This is a genomic window from Stenotrophomonas sp. 112478_Sma (genome assembly GCF_056479905.1).
On the sequence record NZ_CM151072.1, the window covers coordinates 1,315,652 to 1,338,805 of the forward strand.

General features: G+C 67.0%; 21 protein-coding genes and 2 pseudogenes. 8 read left to right on the plus strand and 15 right to left on the minus strand.

Annotated elements, in window-relative coordinates:
- Positions 1-69: 69 nt before the first annotated feature.
- The 4 genes and pseudogenes from ACZK08_RS06125 to ACZK08_RS06140 form a co-directional block, all read right to left on the minus strand.
- Positions 70-1,509, minus strand: a complete 1,440-nt coding sequence (locus ACZK08_RS06125; RefSeq protein WP_065181191.1) for an efflux transporter outer membrane subunit — start codon at positions 1,507-1,509, stop codon at positions 70-72.
- A pseudogene (locus ACZK08_RS06130) lies at positions 1,506-2,462 on the minus strand (ABC transporter permease); the annotation flags it as partial. The gene ACZK08_RS06125 and the pseudogene ACZK08_RS06130, both read right to left, overlap by 4 nt.
- An 83-nt stretch (positions 2,463-2,545) precedes the next feature.
- Positions 2,546-2,734, minus strand: a pseudogene (locus ACZK08_RS06135) (ATP-binding cassette domain-containing protein); the annotation flags it as partial.
- Positions 2,731-3,975 carry an efflux RND transporter periplasmic adaptor subunit gene (locus ACZK08_RS06140; protein WP_111185757.1) on the minus strand — a complete coding sequence of 415 codons (1,245 nt, stop codon included), beginning with the start codon at positions 3,973-3,975 and terminating at the stop codon, positions 2,731-2,733. The pseudogene ACZK08_RS06135 and the gene ACZK08_RS06140, both read right to left, overlap by 4 nt.
- 205 nt (positions 3,976-4,180) lie before the next feature.
- Between ACZK08_RS06140 and ACZK08_RS06145 the strand changes: the two genes are divergently transcribed.
- The 8 genes from ACZK08_RS06145 (at position 4,181) to ACZK08_RS06180 (ending at position 13,566) form a co-directional block, all read left to right on the plus strand.
- The gene (locus ACZK08_RS06145) at positions 4,181-4,909 is read left to right on the plus strand and encodes a response regulator (protein WP_053518224.1); all 729 of its coding nucleotides are present in this window, start codon (positions 4,181-4,183) and stop codon (positions 4,907-4,909) included.
- Between the two features lie 6 nt (positions 4,910-4,915).
- Positions 4,916-6,325 carry an ATP-binding protein gene (locus tag ACZK08_RS06150; RefSeq protein WP_053518188.1) on the plus strand — a complete coding sequence of 470 codons (1,410 nt, stop codon included), beginning with the start codon at positions 4,916-4,918 and terminating at the stop codon, positions 6,323-6,325.
- 213 nt (positions 6,326-6,538) lie between these two features.
- Positions 6,539-7,219 carry a PAAR domain-containing protein gene (locus tag ACZK08_RS06155; protein WP_065181193.1) on the plus strand — a complete coding sequence of 227 codons (681 nt, stop codon included), beginning with the start codon at positions 6,539-6,541 and terminating at the stop codon, positions 7,217-7,219.
- Positions 7,220-7,252: 33 nt separating this feature from the next.
- Complete coding sequence (locus tag ACZK08_RS06160) at positions 7,253-7,546, plus strand: hypothetical protein (protein ID WP_065181194.1); 294 nt, start codon at positions 7,253-7,255, stop codon at positions 7,544-7,546.
- A 9-nt stretch (positions 7,547-7,555) separates the two neighbouring features.
- A complete protein-coding gene (locus ACZK08_RS06165) occupies positions 7,556-8,257 on the plus strand; it encodes a hypothetical protein (RefSeq protein ID WP_196768720.1) in 702 nt (233 codons plus the stop codon).
- 9 nt (positions 8,258-8,266) lie between these two features.
- Complete coding sequence (locus ACZK08_RS06170) at positions 8,267-9,034, plus strand: PoNe immunity protein domain-containing protein (protein ID WP_065181195.1); 768 nt, start codon at positions 8,267-8,269, stop codon at positions 9,032-9,034.
- A gap of 401 nt (positions 9,035-9,435) precedes the next feature.
- Positions 9,436-10,209 (plus strand): PoNe immunity protein domain-containing protein, encoded by a 774-nt coding sequence (locus ACZK08_RS06175; protein WP_081284344.1) that lies wholly within the window; start codon positions 9,436-9,438, stop codon positions 10,207-10,209.
- Between the two features lie 330 nt (positions 10,210-10,539).
- Entirely contained in the window at positions 10,540-13,566 is a 3,027-nt protein-coding gene (locus ACZK08_RS06180) for a ligand-binding sensor domain-containing diguanylate cyclase (protein ID WP_065181197.1), read from the plus strand.
- Positions 13,567-13,629: 63 nt separating this feature from the next.
- Here ACZK08_RS06180 and rnt read toward each other — a convergent pair whose 3' ends face one another.
- From rnt to pstS (ACZK08_RS06235), 11 genes are all read right to left on the minus strand, one after another.
- Positions 13,630-14,214 carry a ribonuclease T gene (gene rnt / locus ACZK08_RS06185; protein ID WP_053518226.1) on the minus strand — a complete coding sequence of 195 codons (585 nt, stop codon included), beginning with the start codon at positions 14,212-14,214 and terminating at the stop codon, positions 13,630-13,632.
- A gap of 140 nt (positions 14,215-14,354) precedes the next feature.
- Positions 14,355-14,885, minus strand: coding sequence for an HvfX family Cu-binding RiPP maturation protein (locus ACZK08_RS06190; RefSeq protein WP_065181198.1), 531 nt, complete (start codon positions 14,883-14,885; stop codon positions 14,355-14,357).
- Between the two features lie 23 nt (positions 14,886-14,908).
- Entirely contained in the window at positions 14,909-15,664 is a 756-nt protein-coding gene (locus ACZK08_RS06195) for an HvfC family RiPP maturation protein (RefSeq protein ID WP_065181199.1), read from the minus strand.
- Complete coding sequence (locus tag ACZK08_RS06200; RefSeq protein ID WP_065181200.1) at positions 15,657-16,535, minus strand: HvfB family MNIO-type RiPP peptide maturase; 879 nt, start codon at positions 16,533-16,535, stop codon at positions 15,657-15,659. Before ACZK08_RS06200 ends, ACZK08_RS06195 begins: the two co-directional genes overlap by 8 nt.
- Positions 16,522-16,872 carry an HvfA family oxazolone/thioamide-modified RiPP metallophore gene (locus ACZK08_RS06205; protein WP_065181201.1) on the minus strand — a complete coding sequence of 117 codons (351 nt, stop codon included), beginning with the start codon at positions 16,870-16,872 and terminating at the stop codon, positions 16,522-16,524. The genes ACZK08_RS06200 and ACZK08_RS06205 overlap by 14 nt, the downstream gene beginning before the upstream one ends.
- 257 nt (positions 16,873-17,129) lie before the next feature.
- Positions 17,130-17,837: a phosphate signaling complex protein PhoU gene (gene phoU, locus ACZK08_RS06210; protein WP_053518201.1), complete on the minus strand. Its 708-nt coding sequence runs from the start codon at positions 17,835-17,837 to the stop codon at positions 17,130-17,132.
- Between the two features lie 67 nt (positions 17,838-17,904).
- On the minus strand, positions 17,905-18,735 hold the full coding sequence (pstB, locus tag ACZK08_RS06215) for a phosphate ABC transporter ATP-binding protein PstB (RefSeq protein ID WP_053518202.1): 831 nt from the start codon (positions 18,733-18,735) through the stop codon (positions 17,905-17,907).
- 19 nt (positions 18,736-18,754) lie between these two features.
- Positions 18,755-19,618 carry a phosphate ABC transporter permease PstA gene (gene pstA, locus ACZK08_RS06220; RefSeq protein ID WP_053518203.1) on the minus strand — a complete coding sequence of 288 codons (864 nt, stop codon included), beginning with the start codon at positions 19,616-19,618 and terminating at the stop codon, positions 18,755-18,757.
- The gene (gene pstC / locus ACZK08_RS06225; RefSeq protein WP_053518204.1) at positions 19,618-20,586 is read right to left on the minus strand and encodes a phosphate ABC transporter permease subunit PstC; all 969 of its coding nucleotides are present in this window, start codon (positions 20,584-20,586) and stop codon (positions 19,618-19,620) included. The genes pstA and pstC overlap by 1 nt, the downstream gene beginning before the upstream one ends.
- An 82-nt stretch (positions 20,587-20,668) precedes the next feature.
- Positions 20,669-21,757 carry a phosphate ABC transporter substrate-binding protein PstS gene (pstS, locus tag ACZK08_RS06230; RefSeq protein ID WP_053518206.1) on the minus strand — a complete coding sequence of 363 codons (1,089 nt, stop codon included), beginning with the start codon at positions 21,755-21,757 and terminating at the stop codon, positions 20,669-20,671.
- A 319-nt stretch (positions 21,758-22,076) separates the two neighbouring features.
- The gene (gene pstS / locus ACZK08_RS06235; protein WP_065174722.1) at positions 22,077-23,096 is read right to left on the minus strand and encodes a phosphate ABC transporter substrate-binding protein PstS; all 1,020 of its coding nucleotides are present in this window, start codon (positions 23,094-23,096) and stop codon (positions 22,077-22,079) included.
- Positions 23,097-23,154 lie beyond the last annotated feature (58 nt).

Sequence of the window (23,154 nt, forward strand, 5' to 3'; positions counted from 1 at the left end):
TGCCCGGCGGATCCAGTCCGACCACGCTCATGGCGTGCCGCGCTCTACGCCGCCGGGCATGGCCCGGCGCTACCCCGCGCTGCCGCCCAGCGCCTTGAACAGCGTCACATCGTTGGTCAACTGGCTCTGCCGGACGCGGGCCAGTGACAACTCCGCATCGCGCCGGGTCTGCTGGGCTTCCAGCCAGGTCCGCAGGTCGGTGGCACCCACGCGGTAGCGCACTTCCTGCATGCGTTCCACTTCCACCGCCTCGTCATACGAGGCCTGCGACGCCGCCACCTGGCGCGCCAGCTGCTCGCGTGCCGACAGCGCGTTGTCCACTTCCGACAGGGCGGTGTACAGCGTCTTGCGGAACCCGGTCGCGGCGATCTGGTAGTTGGTACCGGCCACGTCGGTATCCAGCTGTGCGCGCTGCAGGTTGAGGAAGGGCAGGGACAGGCCGGCACCGAGCGTGGCCACCGGATTGCGCAGGACATCGCCCAGCGAGGTCGCGCTGGAACCGAGGCTGCCGGTCAGGCTCAACGCCGGGTAGTACTGGGTGGCGGTGACCTTGATCGTCTTCAGGCTGTTGCGCAGCCGCAGCTCGGCCGCGCGCAGGTCGGGACGGCGAGCGAGCAGGTCCGCCGGCAGGCCTTCAGCGATGGCAGGGCTGCGTGCCTGCAGCAGGTTCTGCGGCTCGTCCTGTTGCGGCCAGGGGGTGCCGTCGAGCAGCACGGTCAGCGCATTGCGCACTTCCACGCGCTGCTGTTCCAGCGCACTCTGCGCAGCGCGCTGCGACTGCAGGTTCTGCAGGGCCTGGCGTACTTCCAGGCGCGAAACCGCACCGGCGTCGAAACGGGCCTGGACCAGTTCGCGGGTGCGTTCCAGCCGCTCCAGGTTGGCCTGGCCGGTGCTGATCGACTGGTTGAGATACGCCAACGCCCAGTACTGGCTGATGGCATCGCCGATCACCAGCAGGGCGGTGTTCTGTCGATCTTCCTCGGTGGCTTCAGCCTCCCAGCGTGCGATGTCGCGCTGGGTCCTCAGCCGGCCCCACAGATCGACTTCCCAGGCCAGCGAAACGCCGGTGGAATAGCTGCGGCGCCAGTCGTCGGCCTGGTCGGTGGCACGGCTGCCGCTGCCACTGACGCCCGACGAGGACGGCTGTGGCCAAAGCGCGTTGCTGGTCAGTCCGGCCTGCAGGCGGGAACGCTGCACGGCCAGGCCGGCGGCGGCAAGGTCACTGTTGGCGGCCAGCGCCCGGGCCACCAGCCGGTCCAGACGTTCATCGCCGAAACCGCTCCACCAGACATCCTCTCGGATGTCGCGGGCAGGCGTATCCAGGCTGCTGCGCGGAGCGTCCACCGGTGCGTTGAGTGCGGCATTGCCACGCCCATAAGTAGCAGCCACGTCGGGATCGGCAACCGGATAACGGCCGACCGAGGCACAGCCGGACAGGGCAATCAGTACGGCGCCGGCCAGCAGCAGGCGCGAGGGAGCAGGAAAGGGGAGCATGGGCATCGTCTTCATTCGCGGGCCAGGGCCTCCACCGGGTCGAGCTGCGCGGCATTGCGCGCGGGAAGGAAGCCGAAGCCCACGCCGATCAGGGTGGAACAGGCAAATGCGGCGATGATCGAAGCGGTGGAGAACAGCACCTGGAAGTCGCTGGCGAAACGTCCGATCATCGAGCCCAGCAGCAGCGCCAGGCCGACGCCGAGCAGGCCTCCGAGCAGGCACACCAGCACCGCCTCGATCAGGAACTGCTGGCGGATGTCACTCTGCCGGGCACCCACGGCCATGCGCACACCGATCTCGCGGGTCCGCTCGGTGACCGAGACCAGCATGATGTTCATCACGCCGATGCCACCGACCAGCAGTGCGATGGCGGCGATCGCGCCGATCAGCAGGGTCATCGTGCGTGTGGTCTGCTCGATGGTCTCGCGGATTTCGGCGCTGTTGCTGAGGAAGAAATCCTCGGTACCATGGCGCATCGTCAGCAGGCGGGTGATCGCCTCCTGCGCGGCGTCCATCGGCGTGGCGTCATCCACGCGCACGGTGATGCTGGAGACGTGACTCTGGCCCAGCATGCGTGACATCACGGTCGTGTACGGCACCCAGATGCTGAGACTGGTGCTGCCACCAAAACCGAAGCTCTGCCGCTTGGCGACACCGACCACCCGCACCGGCACGTTGCCGAGCAGGATGACCTGGCCGACAGGATCGACATCGGGGAAGAACTGGGTCTGGGTGTTCTCGTCGATGATCGCGACCTGGGCCAGCCCTCGCACCGCATCGGCATCGAAGAAGCTGCCACTGAGCAGGGTCACGCCCTTCACCCGGAAGAACTGCTCGCCAACGCCGCTGACCTGGGCGGTGGAGGACTGGTTGCGGTAACGCGCGGTGACCGAGGTCGACACGCTGGGCGTGGCGCTGTCCACGTAGCTCTGCCGTGAGAGCGCATCGGCATCGCTGGCCTTGAGCGTCTATGCCCGCGCCGCAGTTCGGCCAGCTCGTCCGGCTGCATCCGGCCGGTTTCGCGGCCGGCCACCTGGTAGCTGCCCCGGGTGGGGCGATCCAGGCAGCCGAGGATGTTCATCAGGGTGGACTTGCCCGAACCGGACTGGCCGACGATGGCGACCATTTCGCCGGCGTGGATGTCCAGGTTGACGTCGCGCAGCACGGCAATGACGTCGTCGCCGGCCGGGAACTCGCGTCGCAGGTCACGCAGGCGCAGCAACGGCGCCGTCGTGCTCATCGGCGCGGGCCCATGCCCGGGCCGCCGACGCGCATCTGCATGCCTCCCCGGTTGCCGCCGCCCGCAGACGCTGCCGCGGCGCTGGCCTCGCCGACCACCACGCGTTCGCCCTCCTGCAGGCCTGAGAGGATTTCAGCCGATGCACCGTTGTTGATGCCGACCTTGACCTTGCGCGGTTGTGGCTGGCCCCGATCATCCACCACCCGTACCACGCGCTCGCCGTCGCGGGTCTTCGGCCCCAGTGCCACCGCCGGTACCATCAGCACGCCCTTGGCCTGCTTGAGCAGGACCGACACCTGCGCGGTCATGTCGATGCGCAGGGTGCCGTCCGGGTTCTCCACGTCGAACAGGGCGTTGTAGTACACCGCGCTGCTGGAGCTGGAACTGGAAGAGCTGCTGGAGCTGGACGAGCTTTCATTGGCAATCGATGCCGGTGCCGGATTGATCTGCCGCAGCGTGGCGTGATACTTCCGGTCCGGGTCGCCCAGCGTCGTGAAGTACACCGGCATGCCGGCCTTGATCTTCACAACGTCCGCCTCGGACACCTCGGCATTGACCGTCACCACGTCCAGGCGCGCCAGCATGACGATGGTCGGCGCGGTCTGGTTGGCGTTCACCGTGCGGCCTTCCTCGGCCACCACGGCGACCACGGTGCCGTCCATCGGCGCGGTGATCCGGGTGTAGGCCAGGTTGGCCCGGGCGGTACCCAGCTCGGTTTCGCGACCCTTGATCTGTGCCTCGTAGGACTGCAGCTGGGCGCGCGCGGTTTTCAGCTGTGCTTCGGCGGCATCGTACTCCTGGCGGGAGGTGGCCTCGGCGGCCAGCATCTGCTGCTGGCGTGCGAATTCCAGCTCGGCCTGGCGCAGTGTCGCCTGCTGCACCGCCCGCTGCGCGATCACCTGGTCCAGCGAGGCCTGTGCGTTGAGTACCTGGTTCTGCTGGGTGGTGGCGTCGATCTCGGCGATCAGGTCGCCTTCCTTCACCGTATCGCCCAGCTGCACCTTCAGCGATTTGATCTGGCCGGAGGCCTGCGCACCTACGCTGACCAGCTTGTAGGCGTCGATCACGCCGGTCGCCTCAACGGTCTGTTCGATGTCGCCACGGCCTACGGGGGTGGTGGCCAGGGCCGGAGCGGCCGGCTTGCGCAGCAGCCACCAGGCGGCCACGGCAGCGATCAGGACGAGCAGGGCGGCCAGCATCAGGCGGCCCCGGCGGGTTGCGGGCAACAGGCGGCGGATCACGTGGTGGCTTCACTCTCGGTGCCGCGATGGCGGCGATGGTGGGCATTGTGAAGACCGGGCGATCAACCGCTCAATCCTCAGGGTGTGTCTGTGTGTAACACTGTCGGCGAAAGCGCGTATCGACAGGTATCCGGCCCGCGGGTGGATACAGTGGTACGCATTGGCCAGGATGCGGTTCAGCTCCCGACACGGGATGATCCGCGACATGGAGACTGAAAACCCGATGCATCGACTGCTGATCGTCGACGACGACAACGACATCCGCACCCTGCTGGCCGAGCAGCTCGGCCGCGCCGGCTACCAGGTCAGCACGGCGGCCGATGGCACCAGCATGCGCCAGCTGCTGGAGCGCGAACACGTGGACCTGATCGTGCTCGACCTCAACCTGCCGCGCGAGGATGGCCTGACCCTGTGCCGTGACCTGCGGGCACGCTCGAACACGCCGGTGATCATGCTGACCGCCCGCGCGGAACCGATCGATCGCGTGCTGGGCCTGGAAATGGGCGCCGATGACTATCTGGCCAAGCCGTTCGAGCCGCGCGAGCTGCTGGCGCGCATCCGCAACGTGCTGCGCCGTACCGAAGCCCTGCCGGCCAATCTGGAGCCACTGGCGGTGCGCCGTGCACGATTCTCGCGCTGGGTGTTCGATCTGGAGCACCGCCACCTGGTCGATCCGGACGGGCGCGTGGTGGTGCTGTCCGGCGCGGAGTTCCGCCTGCTGCGGGTGTTCATCGCACATGCCAACAAGGTCCTGTCGCGTGAGCAGCTGGTCGCGCTCAGCAGCGGCCGTAACTATGAGGCGCAGGATCGCGCGATCGACCTGCAGGTCAGCCGCCTGCGCAACAAGCTGGGTGACGATGGTGGTCCCGACGGGCTGATCAAGACCGTGCGCAACGAAGGCTATGTCCTCGCCTCGGCCGTCAACCTGGAATAAGCCGCGATGAATCGCCTGCGCCACTTTCTGTCCTCGATGGTCGGGCGGCTGTTCGTGATCCTGCTGCTGGGCATGTCGGTGGCGGCGATCGGCGCGACCATGCTGGCCACCTCCAAGCGGCAGCAGGAGTTCGAGCGGCAGAACCTCAACCGCATCGCCGATCGCCTGCAGGGCTACGTCAATCTGCTCGACGGCAATCCCGAGCTGCGCGAGCGCCTGCTGGAAGTGGGCGGGCCGAGCGTGCGCGCGCTGCAGTCCGGTGCGCGCGTGGGACGTGCCGATGCTGCGCTGATGGAAGTGCTGGAGGACCGCCCGGGCCCGGTCGCGCGGGCGCAGGTGCACTTCACTTCGTTCCGCTCCTGCATTCCCAGGCTGCAGGAACTGCTGCCACCGCCGCCGCCCGGCTACCGCAAGCATCCTCGCGAGCGCGATCCGGCGTTCATCCCGCCCAAATGCCGCGCGGTGGACGTCACCCTCAACGACGGTACGTTGCTGAAGCTGGCACTGGATTCCCCGGCGGTGGCCCACAACGGCATCCTGGCCGTGGACCCGCTGTTCCTGACCCTGCTTGTGCTGGCCATCGCGGTACTGGCCTACATCGTGGCCCGCATGGCCAGCGCACCGCTGCAGGAGCTGGCCGCCGCCGCCGAGGATCTTGGCGACGACCTGCAGCGCGATCCGCTGCCGCTGCGCGGCCCGCGTGAAGTACAGCGCGCCGCCGAGGCCTTCAATGCCATGCAGCACCGCCTGCAGCGACACCTGGCCGAGCGTACGCAGATGCTGGCGGCGATCACCCACGATCTGCAGACACCGCTGACCCGCCTGCGCCTGCGGCTGGAGAACGTGACCGATGAGGCACTGCGCGAGCGCCTGATCGGCGATCTGGCTGCGATGCAGGCACTGGTCCGCGAAGGCCTGGAACTGGCCCGAAGTGCCGAGAGCGCCGAGCAGCGCGCTGCACTGGACCTGGATTCGCTGCTGGAGAGCATCGTCGAGGACACCGCAGAAGGTGGGGCCGATGTCGTCTTCGAGGGCAGGAGCGATGCGGTGCTGATGCTGCGGCCACTGGCGATGCACCGCCTGTTCTCGAACCTGGTGGACAACGCGGTGATGTACGGCCAGCGCGTGCGGGTGCGCATCGAGCGGGGCGGCGGCAGCATCACCGTGGTGGTGGCCGATGATGGCCCCGGCCTGGCCGACGACCAGCTGGAAGCCGTGTTCGACCCGTTCGTGCGGGTGGAAACCTCGCGTTCGCGCGAAACCGGTGGGGCCGGGCTGGGCCTGACCATTGCGCGCGCTCTGGCCGAGAAGGACGGCGCGCGGCTGTGGCTGCGCAACCGTGCCGAGGGCGGACTGGAAGCCGTGGTGCAATGGCCGGCCAGTGCACAGGTGGTGGCGCCGGGTCGGGCAGGCTGAGCAGACGCGGTGGGGGCTGCGTTCCGGCAGGCCCCACGCAAAACTGACGCGATAGCCCTGCCTGCAGCACGATAGGGCGAATGCGTCACCCACGGTAATTGCCTGCGCTGCAAGGCGTTTTACAGGCAGTCGAGGCAATTGCGTCAGCGTTGAATTGCCTGCGCTGCGTGCGGCCGGTCACCTGAAGCCATCGAAGTTCCTTGCGGATGGCAGATGGCACGGATGTGGATCGTGGTGGGCGACGCCACCACGGGCGGCGGGCGGGTGCTGACCGGATCGTCGAATACGGATATCGAAGGCAAGGCCGTCGCCTGCGTGGGCGACAAGGCAACGTGCCCGAAGCACGGCGGCGCGTTCGAGATCGTCACCGGGGACCCGACGCTGATCCTCGATGGCAAGCCGATCGCGCGCGAAGGCGATTCGCTGGCCTGTGGCTGCAGGTTGCTCGGAGGTGCTCAGTCGCTGGTGTATGTGGTTGACGGCGGAGGCGGTGGCGGTGGCGGTGCGTCGGTCTCCGCGCCGCCTGCCGCGCCGGCAGCAGTGGACCTGTGGAACGCCACGCCGCCGCCCAGCGGTTTCGTTGCCCGCGATGCGGTCGCTACGCGCGAGGTCGTGCTGCATTGCCACTACGGCGACCTGGACTGCACGCCCGCGCGCGGTGTCAGTTACCGGGCGACCCTGTCCGATGGCCGCGTGCTCAGCGGCCATCTCGATGACGAAGGTCGTGCACGCCTGCCGCAGGTAAGCGTGGGGCCGGTGCAGGTGATCTACCAGTACGAGGCCGACAGCACCGACTCGGCTGAGATCCAGGCCTGCCGCGAACGCCTTCGCGCGGCCCTGCAGCGCATCGTGCAGCAGACCCGGCAGGATTTTGCTGCGGACTGGCGGCAATGAAACAGTGCCAGCGCTGCGCATCAGGCCTTCCTGATGGAACTGAATCGCATCGAAGGCCAGGCCAGAGGCGCATGGGACTGGGCCAGCGGCAGCGTGGAAGCGGTGTGGCAGCTGGCGGTGCTGCGCTTCAAGGCCGATGCGGAACTGCGCGAACTGAGCGGACTGCTGCTGACGGGCGACTGGGACGGGCTGGATGCACGCATCGCGGGGCATCGTGCAGCAGGCGAGCAGGTGCTGGACAAGGCCAGTGCGATCAAGGAGCAGCTGATCCTGCTGTTCGACGACGGCCCGACCTGGCAGCTGTTGGCGGCGTTCCCCGCGGACTGAGCGAAGGCGGTGCCGCCAGACGAGCTGCAGGAGCTGACCCAGCGCTACGGCAGCCAGTTTGCGCTCAATGTCGTGATCAGCGTGCTGCTGGGCGCGTTCAGCGCAGGCACGGCCGGAACCGCCTATGGCGGCGCAACCTGGGCGGCCCGGATCGGGCGGTTGGGGCAGCGTCTGGCGGCGCTGCTGGACGAGCTGGGCGAGGCGTTCACCGCATTGGCGCGGGCATTGCGCTTGCGCAAGCGTCGGCACACGGAAAGCCGGGCGCCGGATGCCGATGGGGTGGTGGAAACCCGGCTGCCGCGCACGCGCGCCGCAGGTGCCGCGTTCGGTGAGGCGAGGGCGCATCAAGCGATGCTGGACAAGGGCCTGACGCCAGTGGGAAAGACCGATGGCGTGTATCCTCCGGGAGAGAATGGCATCGATGGGGTCTACAGCCACCCGGATCCGCCGCCCGACTATGTGATCACCGAAGCGAAGTACAACACGGGCCGGTTGGGTGGACCGTACAGGGACGGTACGCGGCAGATGGATAGTGAATGGATAAACGAGCGTCTTGATTCCAAGGTGGGGGTCGTAGAGGCAAGAAGGATGAGGGATGCGATGAATCAGGGGCGGGTTGAGTCGATTCTGATCAGGGTGGCCGAAGATGGCACGACGCAGTCCTACAAGCTTGGCATGGACGGAAGGGTGATTGGCCCTTCATCATTTTGAACTGGACCGATGATGCGCGATAGCAGGAAATCCAAGGCATATTTCTCTGGAATCATCGAGTTCCGGCTGGATGAGGTTGCAGAGGTTGTTGATCGCATTGATTCACACCGGTACACCGACGTCGGGCGCGCCAATGCATCGAGTTCCGTGTTTTCCCTGCTCCTTCAGATAATGGTCATGCGCTACTCGCGTGGCGACGATCTGGTTGAAGTGCTGGGGGGACTGGAAGAACTGTTGTTTGCAAGGCGGCGCGTTGATCTGTGCGCCGATGCCTTGGGCGCACAGGATCAGACGATTCGTGCAGTATGGGAGGATCTTCGGCCGGACAGGTACACAAAGTACCTCTGGTGGTTGGCATTCTCGGTTGCCGCGGGTATGGAGGGCTCTTATGTGCGAAGTGCACTTGGCTTGATGAAGCACGCCGGGGAAGACGAGCTTTTCGACAGAGTCGCGATTGCATTGGGAGACACAGGCCGACCCGCTGCCAATCACGTGCTGTATCGCCAGTACCTTCCGCTAGCAAAGGCCGTCGCATCGATCCAGGACCGACCGGGGCTCGTAAAGAAGTTCCTGGATGGCTGGTATGCGGGCAGCCGCAACCTCTATTGGCACGGGAATCACCGTGACGACGACAGCGGCTACATGGGCTACTGGGCCTTCGAGGCCGCGCTGGTCGTGATGCTGTTCGACATCGACGATTCGAGCTTCCGCGACCACGAGTACTACCCGGCCGATCTGGTGGCTTATTACAGGCGTTGTGCTGGCGCAGGTATCTGATGGTCAGGCGGCTCAGATGCTTGCACCGGGTGCGGGGACGAATCGAGCGCGGCGGCGATGTGATCAGCCAGCGGCTTCGTCGCCCGCGACGCGGTCGCCGGAGGTGAGGTGGTGCTGCATCGCCACTACGGCGACCCTACCCGATACCGAGTGCTCGGCGGCCACATGGATGGCGAGGGCGGCGCACGCGCGCCGCAGGCGCCGCGTTCGGCGAGGCGATGGCGCATCAGGCGATGCTGGGCAAGGGCCTGACGCCAGTGGGAAAGACCGATGGCGTGTATCGTCCGGGAGAGAATGGCATCGATGTGGCCTACAGCTACCCGGATCCGCCGCCTGACATACATTGGTGATGAAAAAATCGGCGACACTGGTTCTTTGATCGGCCCGTGGGGCGATGGCGCATGAGTGCGCAGCGTGACACCCGGATGCTGGAGCCGTACTTCACGGATTGGATCGATTATGACTCCGTGGAGGTGGCGCGTACTGATCATTCAATCGCGACTCGAGCCTATCCTCCCAAGGGATGTGTTCTCGGCGCGTCGGATGTGTCCGGTCGCATCCTTCGTCGGTTGGTCATGCGATTCTCAAGGGGCGACGCTATTGTTTTGCTTCATGATGACCTGAACCAGCTGCTTGTTTCGCATGCGCAGCTCCTGCATCAGTGTGATCAATTGCCTTTGGAGGACCAGAACTATCGTGCACAGTTCGAGGATCTTCGTGAAGATCACTACGTCGATCACCTCTGGTGGCTGGCGATCGCGGTCAGCGCCGGTATGGGTTCGACCTACCTTGCGAAGGCCCTCACGCTGATTGGGAATGCGGGAAAGGATCGACTCTTTGACGAAATCGCGATACTGCTGGTTGAAGACGGAAGAGTTCCGGGGAGGCAGGTGCTGTATCGCCAGTACCTCCCGCTCATGGAAGCAATCGCCTCACCCTCGGACCGGCCCGGGCTCGTAAAGAAATTCCTGGACGGCTGGTATGCAGGCAGCCGCAACGTGTACTGGCACGGCAACCACCGTGACGACGACAGCGGCTACATGGGCTACTGGGCCTTCGAGGCCGCGCTGGTCGTGATGCTGTTCGACATCGACGATTCGAGCTTCCGCGACCACGAGTACTACCCGGCGGATCTGGTGGCCCATTACAGGCGTCGTGCTGGCGACAGGACGTAGCTGTCCCTCCGCAGAGGCGCCAGGCGAGGGGTCTTCTGGTCCTGCCTGTGGTCACCGCCTGGGCTCGGGAAAGTGTGCCGGACCACGCCCCTCCGCCAGAAATCCGTACCGCCTGCACGGCTGGATCAGAAAGCCCGCCGTTGCTGCCCGGGGGAGGGGGGCACGGCTGGGCAGGCGCGGCGGGCTGGCGTTTGCCCTATCATTCGCGCATCTCCCCAGACGCCCCCCGATGAGCCAGCCTGTTCCCGTCGGCACGCCGCCCCGCGCTGCCTGGGCATTTCCACCTGCCGCCCCGCCTGGCCGCAGTACCCGGCCGCCACTGCTGCGGTGATGGGCGGGCAGGGGGACGACGGGCGCTGGGTGGAGCGTCACGCGTGGGACTGGAGGGCGGTGCTGCGACACAGCCTTCTGTGGCTGCTGCTGGCTGCTGCATTGCCGTTGCAGGCACAGAGCGGTGCACCGCCGCTGCGCGACTACGCCATCGATGTGTGGACCTCGCGCAACGGCCTGCCGCACAACTCGCTGCGCGACATCGCGCAGACGCCGGAAGGCCATCTCTGGTTTGCCACCTGGGAAGGCCTGGTGCGCTACAACGGCCTGGATTTCACCGTGTACGACCGCAGCACGCGGCCCGGGCTGCGCGACAACGGCATCGGCGCGTTGTTCGTCGACCGTCAGGGCGGGCTGTGGATCAGCGACTCGCGCGGCAATGTCAGCCGACGTGGCAGTGATGGCCAGTGGCGTGTGTGGGAGCACCAGCCGGATACCCCGCAGGTACTGATCCAGTCGATGCAGATGGACAGCCAGGGGCGCCTGTGGCTGCTCTACGAAGGCAAGGGCCTGGGTTATCTCGCGCCGGACAAAGGCCTTGTCTATCAGGCGCCGGCTGCAGATCTGCCGATGGCGATGAGCTTCACCAAACTGGTGGTGGATGCGCAGGATCGGGTCTGGGTCGGCACGCTCGATGGCCTGGTACTGCGTGACAACGATGGCGTGCTGAAGCGCGCGCCCGCCGCCTGGGGGCTGGGCGCGGGCAGTGGCCTGTCCTGGCCGTACCGGGCGCCGGACGGTGCGCTGTGGATCGTGGCGGGCGAGCGCCTGTACCGGGTCGAGGATGACCGGCTGGTGCTGGTGCACCGGCTGCCGGGCCAGCTGCACCTGACCTCGATGCTGCAGGACCGCCACGGTGATCTCTGGCTGGGCACCGAGAACCAGGGGCTGCTGCGGATTTCCTCGCATGGACTGGAGCGGCTGCCTGCGGGCCTGAGCCTGCCGGGCGGGCGCGTGGTGAGCCTGCGCGAGGATGACGAGGGCAGCATCTGGGTGGGGGCCAACGGCGGCCTGTACCGCCTGCGCGAGACCCTGTTCAGCAGCTACACCGAGCGCGATGGGCTCAGCGGCGATTACGTGCGCACCGTGCTGGAAGATCGTGACCGCCAGCTGTGGGTGGGCAGTGCCAGTGGCCTGGATCGACAGAATGCCGATGGCCGTTTCCAGGCCATGCCGCTGCACAACCGCGGTGGCAAGGCGCCGTCGGTGCTGAGCCTGGCGCAGGGGCCGGACGGCGATCTCTGGGTGGGAACCTTCGGTGACGGCGTCTACCGCCTGTCCCGGGACGGCCGCCTGCGCCACAACTACGCCGCCGACGATGGCATGCCGGGTGGCAACATCCGCGCGATCAGCGTGGATTCGAGCGGGGCGGTCTGGGCCGGAACGCAGAAGGGAGTGGTGCGCATCGACGGCGACCGGGTGCAGGTGTCGCCGGTGGCGGGCATGCCGACCGGGCTGATCACAGCGCTGGAACACGATCACCAGGGCAACCTGTGGATCGGCACGATCGAGGGCATCCGCGTGCTGCGCGGCAACCGTGTGCAGGCGATCGATCTGGCGCCGCTGGGGGGCGGACGCAGTGTGTTCGGCTTCCACCAGCTCGGTGACGCGATGTGGATCAGCAGTGATCGCGGCCTGTACCGCTGGCAGGGCGGGCGGCTGGCCCGCGTCGGCCTGGAGCAGGGCATGCCGGTCGACGCGGTGTTCCAGCTGGTACCCGACCGGCTGGGCAACGTATGGATCAGCAGCAACCGTGGCGTGCTGCGCACCGACATGGCGACTCTCAATGCCGTGGCCGACGGCCGCGCGCCGCGGGTGAGCGTGGAGCGCTACAACGAGATCGACGGCATGGCCAATGCACAGGCCAACGGCAGCTCCGGCCCCTCGGCGATCCTGCGCCAGGATGGCACTTTCTGGGTGGTCACCGCGGGGGGCCTGAGTACGGTCGATCCGCAGCGCCTGCAGCGCTTCCGCGAACGGCGGGCACCGCCAGCGGCGATCGAGAACGTGCAGGTGGACGGCGCGCCGGTGCACTGGGAGGGCGCCGAACGCAATCTGATTCCCGGTGGTCGTCGCCTCGCGGTGAGCTATGTCGGCCTGAGCTACCTGATGTCGGACCGGATCCGCTACCGCACGCGCCTGGATGGACTGGACAGCGGCTGGGTCGAGCGCGGTCCACAGCGCAGCGTGGAGTTCGTTGGCCTGCCACCGGGCGATTACACGCTGCACGTGGCCGCCGCGCACCCGAGTGGCGCCTGGGGCCAGCAGGAAGCCGTATGGAGCTTCAGCGTGGAGCCGTTCTGGTGGCAACGGCGCAGCGTGCAGGCGCTGGGCGGCATCCTGCTGCTGGCCGGGCTGGTGGCGCTGTACCGCTTCCTGCTGCAGCAGCTGAAGGCCAGCAACCTGCGTCTGGCTCGCCGCGTGGACGAGGCCACCTTCGACCTGCAGGCCCAGACCGTCCATCTGCAGGCGGTGAACCAGGAGAAGACCGAGCTGGCCGAACGCCTCGCACGGCAGGCCGAAGCGTTCGAGCGCCAGGCGCGGGAGGATGCGCTGACCGGATTGGCCAACCGCCGCGGCTTCGATGAAACCCTGGCGCGTGACTTCGCACGATCGCAGCGCAGCGGCCACCCGCTATGCCTGGTGGTGCTGGATATCGATCACTTCAAGGCTGTCAACGATCGCTACAGCCACAGTACCGGTGATGCGGTACTGGTCGAGGTGGCGCGGGTGATCGCCACGGCCTGTCGTGACTCGGACCTGCCTGCGCGCACAGGCGGCGAAGAATTCGCGCTGCTGCTCAACGACACCCGGCTGGAGGAAGCCGCGCAGCTGTGCGCGCGGTTGCGGGGGCTGTTCCATGACCACCCGGACTGGGCGGGCGTGGATGGACTGAGGGTGACCTTCAGTGCGGGACTGGTCGAACTGGAGGCCGAAGACCGCACCCCGGCCCTGCTGTACCAGCGCGCCGACCGCGCGCTCTACCGTGCCAAGAGCGACGGGCGGGATCGCACGAGCATCGGTTGACGCGCCGGCGGTGCCGGCCCACGGTCGGCACCCACGCCTGCGCGGCGAGAGGGGCGCTGACGGTTACCGCGGCCAGGCGTTGGCGATCGTGCAGAACAGCCGTGCCGTCTGCTCGGTGTCGTACACCGCGCTATGCGCTTCGTTGGCATCCCAGCCCAGTCCCGCCGCATTGGCAGCACGTGCCAGCACCGTCTGCCCGTATGCGATGCCGGCCAGCGTCACCGTGTCGAATACGCTGAAGGGGTGGAACGGATTGCGCTTGTGCCCGGTCCGGGCGACGGCGGCATTGACGAAACCGAGGTCGAAATGCGCGTTGTGGCCGACCAGGATTGCGCGCTGACAGCCGTACTTCTTCATCGCGGCGCGAACCGGGGTGAAGATATGGTCCAGCGCGGCGCGCTCTTCCTTGGCCAGCCGGAACGGGTGATCCAGGATGATGCCGGTGACTTCCAGCGACTTCGGATCGATTTCCAGCCCTTCGGCCGGCACGACATGCGCGCTGGCGGTCTGCCCGGGGAAGAGCAGGCCGTTCTCGTCCATCTCGATCGGCACCGCCGCGATCTCCAGCAGCGCGTTGCGCTGGGCGTCGAAGCCGCCGGTCTCCACGTCCACCACCACCGGCAGGAAGCCACGGAAGCGTTGTGACATCGCACGCTGCGCCTGCGGTACTGCGGAAACGGGGGCGACGTCAGGTGCGGGGGTGGGGTCGGTCATGCGTGGATTCTAGCAGAGCGTTCCTGAGCGCCCGGTGCGCGCAGCCGGATGGGGCGTTGCGGGCGGCGCGCCAATCAGCGGCATCGCGGACCGGCTCCCGCCCAGGTGCCCCCGCCAGCGCCATGCCGGGCCAGCAGTGCATCGACGCTCAGCCTGCCGGCGCCAGCGAACAGCAACGGCAGCAGCATCGCCATGAACAGCACGGGCAGTTTGAAGTTGCCGAAGCCTTGGTCGCTGATTGCATACCCCATGGCGAGGTCGCCCAGCGAGTGCCATTCCATCGGCCAGTGCACCGCATGGGTCGCCACCACGGTCAGCACCAGCAGGCTGGCAGCGGCAAAGCGGGTGCCGAAACCGACGAGCAGGCAGGCGGCACCCAGCAGTTCGAACCAGGTGGCCAGTTGCCAGTTCAGCGCGGCCGGCAAGTGGTCGAATGGAAACGGAAAGGCCTGCTGCAGGTCAGCGAACCAGTTCTGGCCGTGCAGTTTCTCGAGGCCGGATTCGAAGTACTCCCAGGCCAGCAGTGCGCGCAGGCCCAGCGGGGCCAACCAGGGGGCGAGACGGTCCAGCTGGCCACGCGCGGTGGCCAGGATCGGGTAGTTCATCGGGAATCTCCGGGAGTGGGGCGTCAGGGCGGCGGCGTGATCGGGCCGATCACGCCGGCTTGCAGGAACTGTTGCAGCAGGGTGGCACCGGCCTCGTCCAACGCGTGCTCCTCCAGCCCGTGCGCCAGTGCCAGCCGCCGCAGGTAGGTGTTGCCATCGGCGCCGGGCCGCTCGCCGATGCGGGCCAGCAGATGCACCGCCAGTGGGCTGAGGCTGGCGAAACGCACCACACCGTCAGCATCGCGCCGGACCAGCAGGCCGGTCGGCTCGGCCGGAGCCGTGCGCGGCGCATCGTCCGCGCCAAGCCGGTGGACCGGCCATTGATACAGCAAGGGCCAGGCCAGCGGCGAACGCTGCAGGGCGACCACCCGCGGATCGATCGCGCCGGCCACCGGCAGCGGCTCGGCCTGCAGCTGGTACAACGCCGTTTCCACCCACTCGTAGTGGGCCAGCTCGGCCAGCGCCGGATGCGGAAGCTGCGGCTGTGCCTGCAGCCACTGCACGAACTCGGCAGCCAGTTCGGTGAACAGCGGACTGCGGCAGCGATGCGTCGCGAAGTAGCTGCGCACCAGGGCACTCCAGCCCGGTTCACCGAGCAGGCGCACGCAGACCGGGAACCCGTTGCTCAACAGACCCAGCAGGTTGTTGAACAGCAGGCGCTGGTACACCGCTACGCGTCGCGGCTCCATGCCGGCCGGCGCGGCCACGGTGTCCGGGTCGCGCAGATGGGCGGTGAACGCGTGCTGCTGCGCACGCAGCCGTTCCGGCGCTTCAGCCATGCGTGCTGCCTCCGGCTGGGTCGGCCTGCAGGCGGCGGATGGTCTGCAGCTCGCTCTGGAGCTCGGCGTATGGGGGGAAGTTGAAGTCGCGTTCGAGCAGGGTGGGGCGGGGGCCGATGCGCGCATAGGTACGTGCCAGCAGCTCCCAGACCGGATCGATCACGGCGCTGCCATGGGTGTCGATCTTCAGGTCCGGCGCTTCATCCAGGTGCCCGGCCACGTGCAGGCAGACGATGCGCTGTGCCGGCAGGCCGGCGATGAATGTGTCGGCGTCGTAGCCATGGTTGCAGGCGTTGACGTAGACGTTGTTGACGTCCAGCAGCAGGTCGCAGTCCGCTTCGGCAAGCACCGCGTTGGTGAAGGCCAGTTCGTCCATGGACGGTTCCGGTGCCAGGTAGTAGGACACGTTCTCCACCGCGATGCGCCGGCCGAGCAGGTCCTGCACACGGGCAATGCGCGTGGCGGTATGGCGCACGGCTTCATCGGTGAACGGAATCGGCAGCAGGTCGTACAGATGGCCGTCGTCGCTGCAGTAGCTCAGGTGCTCGCTGTAGAGCGGCACGCGGTGCTCGTCCAGGAACCGGCCAACCTGTGCCAGCAGCTGCGTGTCCAGCGGTGCACTGCCGCCCAGCGACAGTGACAGGCCGTGGCAGCTCAGCGGATGCCGCGCCGCCAGTTCGGCCAGTGCATCGCCTGCCGGGCCGCCTACGTGGATCCAGTTCTCCGGTGCACATTCGAGGAAGTCGAAGTCGCCGGCCGGCGCCTCGCGCAGCGCCTGCAGCAGCGCGCGGCGCAGGCCCAACCCGGCGGCCGCCGCGGGAAGCGGCGAACGCCGGTGGGCAGCGCTGGCGCGGACGTCAGTGCTTGCCACCGCACTTGCCTTCGCCGCACTTGCCTTCGGCCGCCTTCTTGTCGCCGGTGCTCTTGGCCTTGGCATCGGTGCCGGCGGCGGCCTTGCCCTTGTCGCCACCACACTTGCCTTCGGCGCTCTTGCCATCGGCGCCGCACTTGCCTTCGGCATGCTTGGCGGCGTCGCCGGTACGCGCGTCGGCAGCCTTGGCATCGGTGGCCTTGGCGGCCTGGCCGGCCACCAGATAGCCCTGTGCCAGATCGCTCATGCTCAGAGCCGAAGCGCTGGCCGTCATGCCCAGGCCGGTGACAAGGGCGGTAGCGGTCAGCAGGGACAGGGTCTTGTTGGTACTGCTCATCGGTTGTGCTCCTGGGTGGTGTGGGCAGGTGCCCGGGTGGCCGGCAGAGGTGCCGGTGGAAGCGATCGTGCGCCGATCCTACTCAACGAATCCTCGCAGAGAACTCAAATTTTCGTGAGATTTTCCGCGCAGTCAGGGGGCGGGGCCTTGCCAGGCAGGCGCGGCGCCTTTGGAAATGCTGGAAGGCCCAAAAAGAAAGGCCGCTGTCGCGCGGACAGCGGCCACTCTGGAGTCGACTCCGGTGTTGCAGTGCAGCGTCAGGGCTGACCGGTGCTGGAGGTTTCGTCGCGCTTCTCGCGCGGCGGCAGCGGCTGCTCTCCATGCACGAGGAACCAGACGTTCTCGGCGATGTTGGTGGCGTGGTCGCCCACGCGTTCCAGATTCTTGGCCATGAACAGCAGGTGGGTGCACGGCGTGATGTTGCGCGGATCTTCCATCATGTAGGTCAGCAGTTCGCGGAACAGCGCGGTGTACTGCGCATCCAGGCGCGCGTCATCCTCGCGCAGGGCCAGCGCCGCCTCGGCATCATTGTCGCGGTAGGCCGCGATGGCGCGGCGCACCTGCTGTGCGGCCAGCCGGCCCAGGGCGCGCAGGCCCTGGATCTGCGGCAGCGGCGGCACCTTGCCCAGTGCGATCGAACGCTTGGCAACGTTGGCCGCGTAGTCGCCGATCCGCTCGATGTCGGCGGGGATGCGCAGGCCCGCAAGGATTTCGCGCAGGTCGCGCGCCATCGGGCCGCGCAGCGCAAGGCGCATCACGTCGTGGCTGATCTGCTGCTCCAGTGCATCGATCGCCTCATCGTTGGCGATGATGCGATGGGCGGCGTTCTCATCGCGCTTCTCGATCACGTCCATCGATGCTTCGAGCTGGGCGACGGCCATCTCGCCCATGCGCACGATTTCGGCCACCAGGCGCTGCTGCTCTTCGTCGTAGCTCTTGACGATGTGGTCGTTGGGAAGATTCATGGTTGTTCCGTCATGTAGAGCCGGGCCATGCCCGACTGGCGTTGTCTGTGAAGAAGCCGCGGTCCGGTCAGCCGAAGCGACCGGTGATGTAGTCTTCGGTCTGCTGCTTGGACGGCTGCGAGAAGATCACTTCGGTGCGGTCATGTTCGATCAGGTCGCCCAGGTACATGAAGGCGGTGTAGTCCGATACGCGGGCGGCCTGCTGCATGTTGTGGGTGACGATGACGATGGTGTAATCGTTCTTGAGCTCTTCCACCAGTTGCTCGATGCGGCTGGTGGAGATCGGGTCCAGTGCCGAAGTCGGTTCGTCCAGCAGCAGCACGTCGGGGCGCAGGGCGACGGCGCGGGCGATGCACAGGCGCTGCTGCTGGCCACCGGAAAGACCCAGCGCGCTCTGGTTGAGCTTGTCCTTCACCTCGTCCCACAGCGCGCCCTGACGCAGTGCCTGCTCGACGCGGTCGCTCATCTCACCCTTGGACAGCTTCTCGTGGTGGCGGATGCCGTAGGCCACGTTCTCGAAGATCGTCATCGGGAACGGCACCGGCTTCTGGAACACCATGCCTACTTTGCTGCGCAGCCGGTTCATCGGGAACTTCGGCGACAGGATGTTCTCGCCGTCCAGCAGCACTTCGCCGCGTGCTTCCAGCTTCGGGTACAGCGCGTAGATGCGGTTGAAGATGCGCAGCAGGGTCGACTTGCCGCAACCGGAGGGGCCGATCAGCGCGGTGACGCGCTTTTCCGGGATCTCCAGGTTGATGCCCTTGAGGGCGTGGAACTTGTCGTAGTAGAAGTCCAGGCCACGCGCAGCGAGCTTGACCGGAGCCGGGGTATGCAGGTTCTCGTGCGAGGCCGGCACGGCGATGCGCTGCATCGGCACGGCATTGGAAAGATCGTTCATGGTGGTTTCCACGGAAAGGTCAGTCATGGGAGATGCGGTTGCGCAGCAGGAGGCCGCGGGCGGCGAGGCTGACCAGCAACACGAAGACGGTCAGCACCAGGGCACCGGCCCAGGCCAGCACCTGCCAGGATTCGTACGGGCTGCCGGCGAACTGGTTCATCACCACCGGCACCGAGGCCATCGGCTGGAACACGTTGCTGTTCCAGTACTGGTTGCCGAAGGCAGTGAACAGCAGCGGTGCGGTCTCACCGGAGATGCGGGCCAGCGCCAGCAGGATGCCGGTGATGATGCCGGCCGAGGCGCTGCGGTAGAGCACCTGCACGATCACCTTCCATTGCGGGATGCCCAGCGACAGCGCCGCTTCGCGCATCTGCGAGGGCACCAGGCGCAGCATTTCGTCGGTGGTACGCACCACCACCGGCAGCACGATGAAGGCCAGCGACAGCGCACCGGCGAAGGCGGAGAACTGGCCGCCGGTCTGCATCACGTACAGGGTGTACACGAACAGGCCCAGCACGATCGACGGGGCCGACAGCAGGATGTCGTTGACGAAGCGGACCACGGTGCCGGCCTTGCGGGCATTGCCGTACTCGGCCAGCCAAGTGCCGGCCAGGACACCCAGCGGGGTGCCGATGCCGATCGCCAGCGCACACATCACCGCGCTGCCGAAGAAGGCGTTGGCCAGGCCGCCTTCCTGCATCGGCGGCGGTGTCATCTTGGTGAACAGGTCCAGGTTGATGCCGGCCAGGCCCTTCGCGGCCAGGGTGAACAGGATCCAGCCCAGGAAGAACAGACCGAACAGCGCGGTGGCGCAGGACAGCGCGATGGCGACGACATTGCCGATGCGGCGGCGCAGGTACAGCGAGTCAGCGGTGGTGGACATCAGTTGCCCTCCTTGCGGGCCAGGCGCATCAGCATCAGGCGGGCGATGGCGAGCACCACGAAGGTGACGATGAACAGGACGAAGCCAAGCAGCAGCAGCGCCGAGCGGTAGGTTTCAGTGGCCTCGCCGAAGTCGTTGGCGATCAGGGCGGCGATGGTGGTGCCCGGCTCCAGCAGTGACGGCGACAGGCGCACGCTGTTGCCGATCACGAAGGCCACGGCCATGGTCTCGCCCAGTGCGCGGCCAAGGCCGAGGAAGACGCCGCCGATCACCGCCGAACGGGTGTAGGGCAGCACGATGTCCCAGCTCACTTCCCACTTGGTCGACCCCAGCGCATAGGCCGATTCCTTCAGGCGGGTCGGTACGGTCAGGAACACCTCGCGCATGACCGAAGAGATGAACGGGATGACCATGATGGCCAGCACGAAGCCGGCGGTCAGCATGCCGATGCCCAGCGGTGGGCCCTGGAAGATCGGGCCGATGACCGGCCATTCGCCCAGCGTTTCGTTGAGGAACGGGGTGACGTACTCGGTCATCACCGGTACCAGCACGAACAGGCCCCACATGCCGTAGATGATGGAGGGAATGCCTGCCAGCAGTTCGATGGCGGTGCCGACCGGCCCCCGCAGCCAGCGTGGCGCCACTTCGGTCAGGAAGAAGGCGATGCCGAAGCTGACCGGCACGGCGATGACCATCGCGATCAGCGCGGTGACCAGGGTGCCGTAGATCGGAGCAAGCGCACCGAACTTGTTTTCGACCGGATTCCAGTCGGAAGAGAAGAAGAAGCTCAGGCCCTGCATCTGCAGGGCATGACGGCCGCCCCACAGCATCGACAGAGCCGCGCAGGCCAGGGCGATCAGGACGAAGATGACGGTGCCGACCAGCACCCATCGGAACAGTTTGTCGTTGCGGGCATCACGCGCGTCACGCGTGGACGGGGCGGCTACAGGCTGGGCGATGGCATTCATGGGGACGGCAGGGCCAGGAAGGGGCGGGGCGGCACGGCGTGGAAGACACGGTGCCCGCACGCGGCGGGCACCGTCGGATCCATCACTTCAGTTCGGTCGCCCAGTAGGCCTCGATCTGCGTGACCAGTTCGGCCGGCAGCGGCACATAGTGCAGCTCGTTGGCCTGGGCCTGGCCGTTCTCGAAGGCCCACTTGAAGAAGGCCAGGGTGTCCTGGTTGCGCTTGGCATCCTTCGGCTGCTTCTGCATCAGCATGAAGTTGGTGGCGGTGATCGGCCACGCCTGCTCACCCGGAGCATTGGTGATGACCAGATTGAAGTCCTTGGCGCTGGCCCAGTCGGCGCTGGCGGCCGCAGCGGCGAAGGTCTCCGCGCTCGGCTGCACCCAGGTGCCGGCGGCATTCTGCAGCGAGGTGTACGGCATGGCGTTCTGCAGCGCGTAGGCCAGTTCGACGTAGCCGATCGAGCCCTTGATCTGCTTGACGTACGAGGCGACGCCTTCGTTGCCCTTGCCGCCCACACCGTCCGGCCACTGCACCGAAGTGCCTTCGCCGACCTTGCTCTTCCACTCCGGGCTGACCTTGGACAGGTAGTTGGAGAAGTTGAAGGTGGTGCCCGAGCCGTCCGAACGGTGGACGATGGTGATCTTGCCGTCCGGCAGGGTCACGCCAGGGTTGGCAGCGACGATCGCCGGGTCGTTCCAGGTCTTGACCTTGCCGAGGAAGATGTCGGCCAGCAGGGCGCCGCTCAGGCGCAGCTTGCCCGCTTCCAGGCCTTCGATGTTGACGACCGGCACCACGCCGCCGATGGCCGACGGGAACTGGGCCAGGCCGGCCTGCGCCAGCTCCTCGCTGCTCAGCGGCTTGTCGGACGAGCCGAAGTCGACCGTGCCGGCCTTGATCTGGGCGATGCCGCCGCCGGAACCGATGGACTGGTAGTTGATCTTGGCGCCGGTGCTGGCGTTGTAGTCGGCCGACCACTTCGACACCAGCGGGAAGATGAAGGACGCGCCGGCGCCGGAGACTTCGGCGGTCACCTTCGCACCGGCGGCAGCCGGGGCAGCGGCACCGTCGGCGGCCGGCTGCTGCGCGGCCTGCTTGTCGCCACCGCAGGCCGACAGGCCCAGGGCAATGGCCAGGGAAAGGGCGGCGAGGCCGGCCGAGTGCAGTTTCATGGTCACTCCATAGCGGGGAAGAGCCGACGGCGTCGGCGGATGCGGCTATGAAATGATGTTTTTGTTACAGCCGTATGACGTCCATGACAGAGGTGTCCTGGATCACGTTCCGACAAGGGTTTCACAGGGTCGTCGCCCACTGCGGACATCCCCGGAGACCGCCGCGGCCGCCCGATCTGCGCACCGGCAGGGTCGCCGGTCCGGTGGAAGGCCGGACCCCACAAACGAGAAGAGCGCGAGATCCCGAGGATCTCGCGCCCGGTGGGGCCGGCGGGGGAGAGAGGACCCGTCGGCCCCGCTCCTGCGGGGGAGGTCTTGCTCAGTACTTCAGGTTCTGGGTCCAGTAGGTCTCGATCTGGCGGACCAGGGTGTCCGGCAGCGGGACGTAATCAAGCTGCTTGGCCTGCTGGTCGCCGTTCCTGTAGATCCAGCGGAAGAACTCCTGCGTGGCCTTGGCACCGGCGACGTTCTTCGGCTGCTTGCGGACCAGGATGAAGTTGGTGGCGGTGATCGGCCACGCATCGGCACCCGGGGCATTGGTCATCACCAGGTAGAAGTCACGGGCATTGGCCCAGTCGGCGCTGGCGGCGGCGGCCGAGAACGAGGCGTCCGACGGCTGCACGATCTTGCCCGCGGCGTTCTTCATTGCCGCGTACGACATCTTGTTCTGCAGCGCATAGGACAGCTCGACGTAGCCGATGCCACCCTTGATCTGCTTGACGTAGGCGGCCACGCCTTCGTTGCCCTTGCCGCCGATGCCCGCCGGCCACTGCACCGAGGTGCCTTCACCGACCTTGCTCTTCCACTCCGGGCTGACCTTGGACAGGTAGTTGACGAAGTTGAAGGTGGTGCCCGAACCGTCGGAGCGGTGCACGATGGTGATCTTGCCGCTGGGCAGGGTCAGGCCCGGGTTCAGTGCAGTGATGGCCGGATCGTTCCAGGTGGTGATCTTGCCCAGGAAGATGTTGGCCAGGGTCGGGCCATCGAGCTTCAGCGCACCCGGTGCGACGCCGGCGACGTTGATCACCGGCACCACGCCGCCGATCACCGACGGGAACTGGGCCAGGCCGGCGGCAGCCAGTTCTTCCGGCTTCAGCGGCGCGTCGGAGGAACCAAAATCGACGGTCGCTGCCTTGATCTGGGCAATGCCGCCGCCGGAACCGATCGACTGGTAGTTGACCTTCTTGCCGGTGGCGGTGCTGTAGTCCGCCGACCACTTGGACATCACGGGGTAGATGAAGGAGGCGCCCGCGCCGGTGACATCGGCAGCATTGGCGGCGAACACGGACGACGCGGCCAGGATGGCGACAGCGGCGCGCGACTTGAAGGCGTGGATCACGGGAGAGACTCCTGGGGTGGTCGAAGGGCGGTTGCCCAACGTATCGGTGCACATTCCA